This is a genomic window from Bacillus lumedeiriae, from assembly GCF_044891285.1.
GTDB lineage: Bacteria > Bacillota > Bacilli > Bacillales > Domibacillaceae > Pseudobacillus > Pseudobacillus lumedeiriae.
This window is the reverse complement of sequence record NZ_JAUIYO010000020.1, coordinates 34,486-46,130: the sequence shown is the minus strand read 5'-3', so window position 1 is coordinate 46,130 and position 11,645 is coordinate 34,486. Positions and strand designations below refer to the sequence as shown.

Annotated in this window: 12 protein-coding genes and 8 tRNA genes; 16 read left to right on the top strand and 4 right to left on the bottom strand. The window is 40.5% G+C overall.

Features of this window, described 5'->3' with window-relative positions:
- Positions 1–51: 51 nt before the first annotated feature.
- The 9 genes from QYG89_RS15725 (at position 52) to rocF (ending at position 1,818) form a co-directional block, all read left to right on the top strand.
- Positions 52–126, top strand: a tRNA-Asn gene (locus QYG89_RS15725).
- 1 nt (position 127) lies between these two features.
- A tRNA-Thr gene (locus QYG89_RS15720) sits at positions 128–200 on the top strand.
- 15 nt (positions 201–215) lie between these two features.
- Positions 216–290: transfer RNA gene (locus QYG89_RS15715), tRNA-Glu, on the top strand.
- 5 nt (positions 291–295) lie between these two features.
- Positions 296–368: transfer RNA gene (locus QYG89_RS15710), tRNA-Val, on the top strand.
- An 8-nt stretch (positions 369–376) separates the two neighbouring features.
- Positions 377–452, top strand: a tRNA-Thr gene (locus tag QYG89_RS15705).
- A gap of 22 nt (positions 453–474) precedes the next feature.
- Positions 475–559, top strand: a tRNA-Tyr gene (locus tag QYG89_RS15700).
- 59 nt (positions 560–618) lie between these two features.
- Positions 619–693, top strand: a tRNA-Gln gene (locus QYG89_RS15695).
- Positions 694–697: 4 nt separating this feature from the next.
- Positions 698–770: transfer RNA gene (locus QYG89_RS15690), tRNA-Lys, on the top strand.
- A gap of 142 nt (positions 771–912) precedes the next feature.
- A complete protein-coding gene (rocF, locus tag QYG89_RS15685) occupies positions 913–1,818 on the top strand; it encodes an arginase (RefSeq protein WP_404319008.1) in 906 nt (301 codons plus the stop codon).
- Between the two features lie 157 nt (positions 1,819–1,975).
- Here rocF and QYG89_RS15680 read toward each other — a convergent pair whose 3' ends face one another.
- Positions 1,976–2,125 carry an aspartyl-phosphate phosphatase Spo0E family protein gene (locus QYG89_RS15680; RefSeq protein ID WP_404319017.1) on the bottom strand — a complete coding sequence of 50 codons (150 nt, stop codon included), beginning with the start codon at positions 2,123–2,125 and terminating at the stop codon, positions 1,976–1,978.
- Positions 2,126–2,288: 163 nt separating this feature from the next.
- Between QYG89_RS15680 and sigW the strand changes: the two genes are divergently transcribed.
- The 6 genes from sigW to glmS all read left to right on the top strand — a co-directional run bounded on the left by sigW (position 2,289) and on the right by glmS (position 9,117).
- On the top strand, positions 2,289–2,852 hold the full coding sequence (sigW, locus tag QYG89_RS15675) for an RNA polymerase sigma factor SigW (protein ID WP_404319007.1): 564 nt from the start codon (positions 2,289–2,291) through the stop codon (positions 2,850–2,852).
- Between the two features lie 7 nt (positions 2,853–2,859).
- A complete protein-coding gene (locus QYG89_RS15670) occupies positions 2,860–3,480 on the top strand; it encodes an anti-sigma factor family protein (protein ID WP_404319005.1) in 621 nt (206 codons plus the stop codon).
- A gap of 145 nt (positions 3,481–3,625) precedes the next feature.
- Complete coding sequence (gene cdaA, locus QYG89_RS15665) at positions 3,626–4,459, top strand: diadenylate cyclase CdaA (protein ID WP_404319003.1); 834 nt, start codon at positions 3,626–3,628, stop codon at positions 4,457–4,459.
- On the top strand, positions 4,452–5,435 hold the full coding sequence (locus QYG89_RS15660) for a CdaR family protein (RefSeq protein WP_404319001.1): 984 nt from the start codon (positions 4,452–4,454) through the stop codon (positions 5,433–5,435). Before cdaA ends, QYG89_RS15660 begins: the two co-directional genes overlap by 8 nt.
- 42 nt (positions 5,436–5,477) lie before the next feature.
- Complete coding sequence (gene glmM, locus QYG89_RS15655; RefSeq protein ID WP_404318999.1) at positions 5,478–6,824, top strand: phosphoglucosamine mutase; 1,347 nt, start codon at positions 5,478–5,480, stop codon at positions 6,822–6,824.
- 490 nt (positions 6,825–7,314) lie between these two features.
- Positions 7,315–9,117, top strand: coding sequence for a glutamine--fructose-6-phosphate transaminase (isomerizing) (gene glmS / locus QYG89_RS15650; protein WP_404318997.1), 1,803 nt, complete (start codon positions 7,315–7,317; stop codon positions 9,115–9,117).
- A gap of 247 nt (positions 9,118–9,364) precedes the next feature.
- Here glmS and pssA read toward each other — a convergent pair whose 3' ends face one another.
- The 3 genes from pssA to QYG89_RS15635 form a co-directional block, all read right to left on the bottom strand.
- Complete coding sequence (gene pssA, locus QYG89_RS15645; protein WP_404318996.1) at positions 9,365–9,856, bottom strand: CDP-diacylglycerol--serine O-phosphatidyltransferase; 492 nt, start codon at positions 9,854–9,856, stop codon at positions 9,365–9,367.
- An 88-nt stretch (positions 9,857–9,944) separates the two neighbouring features.
- Positions 9,945–10,568: a YczE/YyaS/YitT family protein gene (locus QYG89_RS15640; protein ID WP_404319015.1), complete on the bottom strand. Its 624-nt coding sequence runs from the start codon at positions 10,566–10,568 to the stop codon at positions 9,945–9,947.
- 2 nt (positions 10,569–10,570) lie between these two features.
- Positions 10,571–11,011 carry a GNAT family N-acetyltransferase gene (locus QYG89_RS15635; protein WP_404319014.1) on the bottom strand — a complete coding sequence of 147 codons (441 nt, stop codon included), beginning with the start codon at positions 11,009–11,011 and terminating at the stop codon, positions 10,571–10,573.
- Positions 11,012–11,179: 168 nt separating this feature from the next.
- On the opposite strand from QYG89_RS15635, the gene QYG89_RS15630 reads away from it, so the two are divergent.
- The gene (locus QYG89_RS15630; protein WP_404319012.1) at positions 11,180–11,632 is read left to right on the top strand and encodes a MarR family winged helix-turn-helix transcriptional regulator; all 453 of its coding nucleotides are present in this window, start codon (positions 11,180–11,182) and stop codon (positions 11,630–11,632) included.
- The last annotated feature ends 13 nt before the right edge of the window (positions 11,633–11,645 follow it).

Below are 11,645 nucleotides of genomic sequence, written 5' to 3'. Positions count from 1 at the left end.
CCCCCTGTGAGAGTAGGACGCTGCCAGGCGAAATATTAAGCATAAAATTATTCCGCAGTAGCTCAGTGGTAGAGCAATCGGCTGTTAACCGATCGGTCGCAAGTTCGAATCTTGCCTGCGGAGCCATGCTTCCATAGCTCAGCAGGTAGAGCACTTCCATGGTAAGGAAGAGGTCACCGGTTCGAGCCCGGTTGGAAGCTTACTATTTTCAAAATGGCCCCTTGGTCAAGCGGTTAAGACACCGCCCTTTCACGGCGGTAACACGGGTTCGAATCCCGTAGGGGTCACCATTTATGGAGGATTAGCTCAGCTGGGAGAGCATCTGCCTTACAAGCAGAGGGTCGGCGGTTCGAGCCCGTCATCCTCCATCAGTATTGCCGGTGTAGCTCAATTGGTAGAGCAACTGACTTGTAATCAGTAGGTTGGGGGTTCAAGTCCTCTCGCCGGCACCACTTTAAAATTTATTATACGTGCGGAGGGGTAGCGAAGTGGCTAAACGCGGCGGACTGTAAATCCGCTCCCTCAGGGTTCGGCGGTTCGAATCCGTCCCCCTCCACCAGTTTTAATAAATACAGCCTGGACATCCTTACATGTCCTTTTGTTTTTTTACATAATGATTGGGCTATAGCCAAGCGGTAAGGCAACGGACTTTGACTCCGTCACGCGCTGGTTCGAATCCAGCTAGCCCAGCCATAACGAGCCATTAGCTCAGTTGGTAGAGCATCTGACTTTTAATCAGAGGGTCGAAGGTTCGAGTCCTTCATGGCTCACTCTTTAAAGAAGCTATTTCATTTAAATGAAATAGCTTCTTTTCTTTATAAACGTGCGAATAATTATTCAGAAAATTGTCGAGTTGAGTCAAGTGCTTCTTTTCGGTTAAAATAGGACGAGCAACACGAAAGGAGACTTTATATGACTAAACAAGAAAAAGTATCAATCATTGGAGTACCAATGGATTTAGGTCAATTGCGCAGAGGGGTAGACATGGGACCCAGCGCTATCCGGTATGCGGGTATAAGCGACCGCCTTGAAGCTTTGCAATATGAAGTGGAAGATTGCGGTGATATTGAAATTAGCAGAAGACATTCTGTTCATAGTGAGAATACAAACTTAAAGAATTTGAAAGCAGTTGCTGAGGCGAGTTACAAATTGGCAGAGAAAGTAGATAAAGTTATTCAATCTGGCAGCTTCCCGCTTGTTCTTGGGGGCGATCACAGCATTGCGATCGGAACACTTGCAGGTGTAACTAAACATTATAAGAACCTTGGAGTTATTTGGTATGATGCACACGGTGACCTGAATACTGCTGAAACATCTCCTACAGGTAATATTCATGGCATGCCTTTAGCCGTTAGCATCGGCCTTGGACATGAGGAGCTTACAGGCATTTATGGTGATTCGCCAAAAGTAAAGCCAGAAAACATTGTGATTATTGGTGCTCGTGATCTCGACGAAGGAGAAAAGGCACTTATTAAAGAAAAAGGCATCAAAGTGTACACGATGCATGAAATCGACCGATTAGGGATGACGAAGGTTATCGAAGAAACGATGGAATATTTAAAAGAGAAAACAGATGGTGTTCATCTTTCTCTTGATTTGGATGGATTAGATCCAAGGGATGCACCAGGTGTAGGAACGCCGGTAATTGGCGGAATCAGTTATAGAGAAAGTCATTTAGCTATGGAAATGTTAGCGGAAAGTGGAATGATTACTTCTGCTGAATTTGTAGAAGTTAATCCAATTCTTGATGAGAAAAACAAGACAGCTTCAGCCGCAGTAGCTTTGATGGCGTCTTTGTTTGGAAGCAAACTGTTATAACAGGCTTTGTTAAACGTGCTTGTTGATTTCCGCAGATGGAGCGGGAGTCTCATATCTCCGGCTCCAATTAGCAAAGCAGCAAAGTTACAACATGAATCATTAATATAGCCTTATAAAACACAATAACCGGAAGTACTGGCATCGGGCCAGCTTCCGGTTATTTTAATTGTTCAAGTTGATTTAATAATTGATCAAGTTTCACGCTCATCTCTACTACTTTTTGATCAGAAAATGATGTTTGCATTGCCAGCATTACCATGTCGTTTCGGCAATCTTCAATTTTTTCTAGTATATCTATTGCAGCCATCACGATCTTTCAACTCCTGCCATTTATTTGTTATAGTCATCATACCCTTTTACAAAAATATGTAAACTTTTTTCTCGTATTTGTTATGATATAATTGTGCTTTTGAAACCTTTTTAGTTGATAAACGTACTAAAAGATACCTGCAGGGGCAGGAGGTAAAATGATGGAATTAATCGTCCAAAGAAGAATTAAGCAAGTGTTAAAGGGAGACCAGAATGCTTTTAGTGAGATTGTAGAGCTTTATAAAGATAAAGTCTATCAAATCTGTTTCAGGATGTTGTGGGATCGTCATGAGGCGGAAGATGCGGCACAGGAAGCATTCATTAAAGCGTTTATCAATATCCATACGTATGATCCGGGGAAAAAATTTGCAACATGGCTTTACAGAATTGCAACAAACCTTTGTATTGATCGTATTCGTAAAAAAAAGCCTGATTATCATCTAGATGCTGAAATTACTGGGACAGAAGGTTTAAATATGTATTCGCAGGTGGCTTCTCCGGAGAAACTTCCTGAAGAAGCAATAGAAAATTTAGAGCTGCAGGAAACCATTCAGGCAGCGATCTTTAAACTACCCGAAAAGTACAGATCAGTCATCATCTTAAAATATATCGAAGAGCTGCAGCTGCAGGAAATTGCAGAAATTTTGGAACTTCCCCTCGGTACGGTGAAAACCCGCGTACATAGAGGCCGCGAAGCACTTCGGAAATATTTGCGGAATGTGTAAAGAAGGGATGGGTGGAATCGTGGTTTCTTGTCAAAAAGAAATGGTTCGCTTAATGCATAGTTATTTAGATGGGGAACTTGTTTCCGATGGAAAGCGGCAATTAAATACACATTTAGAAACTTGTGATCATTGCCGGAAGCACTTTTTAGAATTAAAGAAGGCTATTGCCCTTGTGCAAAGCTCCTCCCATCTTCAGGCACCTAAAGGATTTACCAAGTGTGTCTTGCAGGCTTTGCCCAAAGAAGAAAAAACCATTATTATTCAGCGCTGGATACGGAAACATCCTCTTTTTGCAGCAGCTTCCTTATTTGTTGTGTTAACGATAGGCGGATTTTTATCATTATGGCAGCAGGAGACAGAAAACTTTGCTTTTACAAAATACGATAACTTACAAGTGGAAGACGACACAGTCATCGTTCCAGCAGGAGAAAAAGTAAAGGGCGATCTTGTCGTTGAGAATGGTGACATTCGCATTGAAGGAGAAGTACAAGGAAATGTCACTGTTATTAATGGTGAAAAATATATGGCTTCAGCTGGAAATGTCACGGGTAAGATTGAAGAGATTGATGAGGTTTTTGGCTGGATATGGTTTAAGCTAAAAGAAATGATCCATGGAGCATTGGATTAGTAACTAGTAATGTTTCTTTTGCCGGAATAGCCGGATGCCGATTGTTTCGGCTCTGACTTTTCTGCAGACTATGTTATAATGGATTAGTTAATTAAAAACAAGGCCTCTCTACGGCTACAGTCATTACATTATTGGAGGATGTAATATGCCGTTTTCAAATTATTTCGAACATTTTACAGTATTGGATTACCTCTCCAATGCACTTGATATATTGCTTGTTTGGTTTGTTTTTTATAAAATTTTAATGATTATACGCGGAACAAAAGCTGTTCAGCTCGTCAAAGGTATTTTTGTTATTATCGTTGTGCGAGGATTGAGCGGATTGTTCGGACTTGATACGTTAAGCTGGATTATGGAACAGGCACTTACATGGGGATTCCTGGCAGTTATTATTATCTTCCAGCCGGAAGTGCGGCGGGCACTAGAGCAGCTTGGCCGGGGAGGCTTCTTTTCCAGAAATGTAATGCAAGAAGATCAGGAGCAGCGTGACTTGATTGAAGCACTTACGAAGTCAGTTAGCTATATGGCTAAAAGGCGAATTGGCGCTCTGATTTCATTGGAGAAGGAAACGGGAATGAATGAGTATATTGAAACCGGAATTCCTTTGCATGCATCGATTACATCGGAATTGTTGATTAATATTTTCATTCCAAATACTCCCCTTCATGATGGGGCAGTTATTATTCAAAGAAAACAAATAGCAGCAGCTGCCTGTTATCTGCCGTTATCAGAAAGCCCGTTTATCTCTAAAGAACTAGGGACAAGGCATAGGGCTGCACTAGGCATTAGTGAAGTGACAGATAGTATTACAATTATCGTCTCTGAAGAAACTGGCGCCGTGTCTGTTACGAAAAATGGCGATTTGTTCCGTGACCTTTCTTCTGAGGAGTTTGAACAACTTTTAGCGCATGAATTACTTAAAACGGAAAGTGATTCCCTAAACCGGTGGATCTGGAGGGGGAGAAGAAGCAATGGATAAATTTGTGGAAAGTTCCTGGTTTGTACGCATCGTTGCTTTGTTTCTAGCTGTTCTTTTGTATATATCCGTAAATTTTGATGATTTTAAGTTAATCCAAAAGGCGGACAACTCTTCCCAGGAGAATAGTGAAGTAATTACCGATATTCCAGTTCAGGCATACTATGATACAGAGAATTTATTTGTGTCTGGTATGCCCGATAAGGTGAAAGTAGAAGTGAAGGGGCCAAAAAGCATTGTTGAATCAACGAAGCGGCTCAGGGATTTCGAACTGTTTGTTGATCTAACAAATGTGAGTATTGGGGAGCATCGTGTACCGATTCAACATAAACAGTTTTCTGATAAGCTGGAAGTGATTGTACATCCAGAAACAGTAAATGTGATGATTGAAGAGAAAGTTTCTGATTACTTTGTCGTCAGTCCTGAGTTTAATGATAATATGCTGGCAGAAGGATACCAGGAAGAGGCTGTTTCAGTGGATCCGAAACGGGTGAAAGTAACTGGATCAAAAGCTGCACTCAATAGAATTGTTTACGTCAAGGCAACCCTTGATGTGAAGGAAAAGGTAGACAAAGAAACAACAGGTACAGCGAAAGTACAAGTGCTGGACAGGGAATTTAATAAACTTGATGTTAAAGTAGAGCCGGAAACTGTTCAAGTGTCTATTTCTGTGAAGAATCCAAGCAAAAAGATAGCACTTAAAGTGTTCCCTAAGGGTACGCCGCCTAAAGGAGTCACAGTCATGTCCGTTAAGCCTGAAATAGACGAAATAACGATTTACGGAAAAGAGTCCGTTTTAAAACAAATGGAACAATTGGTCGTACCGGTTGAAGTGCATGATATAAAAAAAGACACGACACTTACTGTGCCGATTGAAGTTGGAGAAGGCTTAAATTTTGTTTCCCCGCAAATGGTGAAAGTGAAAGTGACAGTCGAAGGAAGTCCGGAAAGTGAACCAGAAAAAGAAAGCGGCGAATAAAGCTGTTTGAACAGAAGGTAAAACAAAGGAGAGAATCGATACATGGGAAAGTACTTTGGAACTGATGGAGTAAGAGGCGTGGCAAATACTGAATTAACCCCAGAGCTTGCCTTTAAATTAGGCAGATTTGGAGGATATGTGTTAACGAAAAATGCAGAGCGCCCGAAAGTCGTTGTAGGCCGTGATACACGTATTTCTGGTCACATGCTTGAAGGAGCTCTCGTTGCTGGTCTTTTATCCATCGGTGCGGAAGTGATGCGTTTAGGTGTTATTTCCACGCCAGGCGTGGCGTATTTAACGAAGGTAATGGATGCTCAGACAGGTGTGATGATATCTGCTTCACATAACCCTGTAGGAGACAATGGAATTAAATTTTTCGGTCCTGATGGCTTCAAATTGTCTGATGAACAGGAAGAAGAAATTGAAGGGCTTCTTGATCAAGAAATAGATAACTTGCCGCGTCCGATTGGGGCGGAACTTGGGCAGGTCAGCGATTATTTTGAGGGAGGCCAAAAGTACATCCAATACTTAAAACAATCGGTGGATGAAGATTTCTCAGGCATTCATATTGCGCTTGACTGTGCGCATGGAGCCACTTCTTCACTGGCCCCTCACCTGTATGCGGACTTAGAAGCAGATATTTCAACGATGGGAACGTCGCCGAACGGTCTAAATATTAATGATGGCGTAGGGTCTACTCATCCGGAAGCATTGGCTGCTTTCTTGCTAGAGAAAAAGGCCGATGTGGGGCTGTCTTTTGATGGTGACGGTGATCGCTTAATTGCTGTTGATGAAAAAGGAAACATTGTAGACGGCGATCAAATTATGTTTATTTGTGCTAAGTATATGCAGGAACAAGGCAGATTAAATCAATCAGTTGTTGTTTCCACTGTTATGAGTAATCTCGGTTTCTATAAAGGACTAGATGCACTTGGCATTCAGAGTGTACAAACCGCAGTTGGTGACCGTTATGTTGTTGAAGAGATGAAAAAGAATCATTACAATCTTGGTGGAGAACAATCAGGCCATATTGTCTTTTTAGACTACAATACAACCGGTGATGGACTATTAACTGGCTTGCAGCTCGTCAACATTATGAAAATGACGAAAAAGCCTTTATCGGAGCTTGCGGCGGAAATGAAAAAGTATCCGCAAATCCTTAAAAACGTTCGAGTAACTGACAAGTATAAAGTAACAGAAAATGAAAAAGTAAAAGCAGTCATTTCTGAAGTAGAAGCAGAAATGAACGGGAATGGCCGGGTGCTTGTCCGTCCATCTGGAACTGAACCGCTCGTGCGTGTCATGGTTGAAGCACAGACAGAGGAACAGTGTATAGCTTTTGTTGAGCGGATTTCTGTTGTTGTAGAAGCGGAAATGGGGATAAAATAATAAATCCTATGTTTTAATTTTAAGCTAGGAGAGAATAGATGGAAAGAGGCGCACACTTGCGCCTCTTTTTCATATACATGTACTAATATTCAATTTCCTTCCCAGTAACTGAACGTACAATTCCTGTTGATGGAAGTTTCTTTTTATCTTATGAGGGAAGATATTAGTTGACTATAGGAATTTGAGTAGTGTATGATGATTCTGCTTTACAAAAATAGTAAAGAAAGGAGTGAACATTACTTTATTATAGTTGTTTTATACAAGCGCCTGGACTAGCGGGAGAGAGCCCAGCTAGTTGACGAGGAGGAGGTTTATCGAAATATTCGGCGGATGCCTCCCGGTTGATCACCGCACAATCGTCAGTCCTTCTTTAAATCGTAAGGGTAACCTTGCGGACAAAGAGAATGGAAATGCGGAGAAGTAAATAGAAAAAGAAGAGCGGCAATAAGCGCTCTGCTTTTGCCTGCCTTCTTAATAGGAGGAACATTCTATGTGCGGAATCGTTGGATATATTGGATATAAAGATGTCAAGGAAATCTTGTTGAACGGATTAGAGAAGTTAGAGTATCGGGGCTATGACTCTGCGGGCATTGCAGTGAGAAATGAAAAAGGTGTACATGTTTTTAGAGAAAAAGGACGAATTGCTGACCTGCGGCAAACAGTAGATGTTAACGTACAGGCGGTAACAGGAATTGGACATACGCGCTGGGCCACTCACGGTGTGCCAAGCAAGGACAATGCTCATCCTCATCAAAGCACAGCTGGACGCTTTACGCTTGTGCATAACGGTGTGATCGAAAACTATGAGCAGTTGAAAAAGGAATACTTGCTTGATGTACCGATGAAAAGTGATACCGATACAGAAGTAATCGTTCAGCTTGTCGAAATTTTTGCGAATGAAGGGCTAGACACGGAAGCCGCCTTTCGCAAAACACTGCAAATGTTGAAAGGTTCCTATGCACTCGCTTTATTAGACGCGGAACAAGAAGAAACGATTTTCGTCGCAAAAAATAAAAGTCCGCTTCTTGTTGGTCTAGGAGAAGGGTTTAATGTCGTTGCTTCGGATGCTATGGCAATGATTCAAATAACAGATCAGTTCGTAGAATTAATGGATAAAGAGATGGTCATCGTTACAAAAGAAAAAGTGACGATTAAAAATCTAGACGGTCAAGAAATCCAGCGTGCTCCTTACACAGCAGAGCTAGATGCGAGTGATATTGAAAAAGGTACGTATCCGCATTACATGTTGAAAGAAATTGATGAGCAGCCGCTCGTAATGAGAAAGATCATTCAAGCTTATCAAAATGATCAAGGGAAGTTGACAATTGATCAAGGGATCATTCAAGCATTAAACGAAGCAGATCGTTTATATATCGTGGCGTGCGGAACGAGTTATCATGCTGGACTTGTTGGGAAACAATTCTTAGAAAAAGTGGCGAAAATACCGACGGAAGTGCATGTGGCTAGTGAATTTGGTTACAACATGCCGCTTTTATCGGAAAAGCCGCTGTTCATATTTATTTCTCAAAGCGGCGAAACAGCAGACAGCCGCGCGGTACTCGTCAAAGTGAAGGAAATGGGCTGCAAAGCATTAACGATCACAAATGTTCAAGGGTCAACGTTATCCCGTGAAGCCGATTATACGCTTCTGCTTCATGCAGGACCGGAAATTGCCGTTGCTTCTACGAAAGCTTACACAGCTCAAATTGCGGTGCTTTCTATTCTTGCCCATGCAACAGCTGAATCACGCGGCATCAAGCTAGAATTTGATCTGATCCATGAACTTGGTATCGTTGCTAATGCGATGGAAGTTCTTTGCGATACGAAAGCGGAGTTCGAACAAATTGCGAGAGATTACTTAGCCTCTACTCGTAATTGTTTCTTTATCGGTCGTGCTCTTGACTATTACGTCAGCCTTGAGGGCGCGTTAAAATTAAAAGAAATCTCTTACATCCAAGCAGAAGGTTTTGCTGGAGGAGAATTGAAGCACGGTACGATTGCCTTGATTGAAGAAGGAACACCAGTTGTTGCTCTTGCTACTCAACAAGACGTGAACTTAAGCATTCGCGGCAACGTGAAAGAAGTAGTGGCCCGTGGTGCTAATCCATGCATCATTTCCATGAAAGGATTGGAGAGCGAGGAAGACCGCTTCGTGATTCCGGCCGTTCACGAATTGCTGACGCCGCTTGCTGCTGTTGTTCCAATGCAGTTGATCGCCTACTACGCTGCCCTGCACCGCAGCTGCGACGTCGATAAGCCGCGTAACCTGGCGAAGAGCGTGACAGTGGAATAACAGAGGCTGTTGGTGTGATTGCAAATTTATAAACAAGATGCGAAGCGTTACCCCTTTAGATACGATTGTCTAAAGGGGTATTTTTGTGTTCAAAGTGTAGTGTATGGATGCGCACATTAAAGGGGGAAAAAAGAGGAGATACTAAGTCAGGTTGAAAGAGGATATTCTTATTGTAGTTGTTAAATAATCAATCAACTGATTCATGGGTCCAATATAAATACAAGGATAACTGGACCTTTCATCAAAATTAAAGTTTTTTTACCTTAATGGGACTTACCATTAGAAGGGCAAGAATTAAAGTGATCCATGTATTGCTATATGAAAATAATCCCATACCAGCCAAAGGCAGTCCGGCAGCTGGTATAGGTAATCCTTTAAAATACCCAATAGTTGGTTTTACACTAAATTTAGCTAACCTTAATGCCCCCATCGTTGGGAAAAGGATAAATGCCAAAGAAGTTAAAATGGAAGGTTCTGCTATTGAATGAAATAAAAGTGCAGGAGCAACTCCAAAACTAACGATATCAGCTAAGGAATCCAACTCTACACCAAATTCACTATTCACTTTTAATTTTCGTGCAATCCTTCCGTCAAGAAGATCTAAAACAGCTGAAAAGAAAATAAAAATAGAGGCTGTTTCCAAAAGCCCGCTCATATTAAAGGTAATCGAAAGAACACCGCATAACAAGTTTCCGATCGTCAATAAATTAGGTACGACTTTTACGATTTGATTAAACAAGGCAGCTCCCCCTGACGTAAACAATCCTCTCCATCTAAATAGCATTTCCTATAGATTCTTCTGTTATTCTTAGCTATGTTAAGGGGTATTATTGATTGGAGAGGGAAGTGTGAGACTCTAGGCTTTGAATGATTTGCATAAAATAATTAAGAATAGCTCCACCTAAACAAAGAGTAATTACAGTCCCAATACCAATGGGGCCGTTGAATATGATGGCAGACATCAAGAAGAATAGATAAATCACTGTTCTTGAAAACTGCATGCTCATGTTAGTTAATTCTTGAATAATCAAGGTTAAATGGTCAACAGGAATCGGTGCAAAGTGTGTGTGTAAATAAATTGCAGTTCCGAGCCCCATAACAATTAAACCTACCCCAAAACAAACAAGTTTACTGTACCATAGTTCAGGTGTAATCAAATGGTTTAATAAGAAAAGCCACAGATCTACACTAATACCAGTTATAAAGGATGTCAGTAGTCCCAAGAATTCGGGTCTTTGCCTTTTTAGAAACGAATTGCAAAATATCAGTATAAAAGCAATGATGATTTCCCAGCTGCCTACCGTAAGACCTGCTGTTTTAGATAGTCCGACCAACAGTGCATCAAAAGGTGATGTTCCAAGTTGTGATTGAATAGTAAGAGCAATGCCAAATGCTAATATCAAAATTCCTAAAATATAAAATGTACATTTTGTTTTGCTCAACTTTTTCATCATTATCTCGCAGGTAAATCTTTCACCATTAAAATATGAGGGATTCCATCTTCCATAAATAGGTCTGATGAAGTCTGATAGCCAAGTTTGTTATAAAAACCTTCTGCCTGTTTTTGTCCATGCAATTTAACCTTAGAGACTCCATTTCTTTCGGCCGCTTCTTCTAATGCTTTAATAATTATTTTCCCTAAACCAAGTTTACGGTAAGGCTGTAAGATGCAAATTCTCTCTAGTTTACCATAACCATCAACCATTCTTATCCTTCCTGTTCCGACTGGTTGTTCATTGAAATAAACCAATAGGTGTTCACATTGTCCGTTAAGTGTATCAAATTCGTCAAATTCATCTTCAAATGGAACACCTTGTTCTTTAACGAATATTTCTTTTCTTATATCAAAGGCTTTTTTTAAATCTTCTTCTATAGCAATTATTTTTGACTCCATCATTCTTCGGCCCTTTCTACAGTTATTTTTTAGGCAAGTTATAATGAAGGATGCCCGCCACATTATGTATAGGATTAGTTTTATTGCAAATACAACAAAAATACGTTAAGTTTAATGTATATCATTTTTGTTGCATTTACAATAAAAATATGTACTAAGGAGTTAATGATGAAGGAAATTCTTCGTGAAGTTGGGATGATCGCAAGGGCATTGGATTCTATAAGTAATATAGAATTTAAAGAATATGACCTTACAAAAGGGCAGTATATGTACCTTGTGCGAATATGTGAAAATCCAGGAATCATTCAAGAAAAGTTAGCTGAGATGATAAAAGTGGACCGAACAACAGCAGCCCGTGCAATAAAAAAACTTGAAATGAATGACTTTATTGAAAAGAAGGACGATCAACATAACAAAAAAATAAAAAAACTCTTTCCGACAGAGAAAGGAAAAAATGTTTATCCTTTTATAAGAAGAGAACATGATTATTCCAATATCATTGCATTAAAGGGGCTTTCCGAAAGAGAAGTGGAAACTATTTTCAATCTTCTTCAAAGAGTAAGAAAAAACGTAGAAAAAGACTGGGAATTTGTAAAAAAGGGAAACAAGAGAAATTACTGATAGATATAAAGGA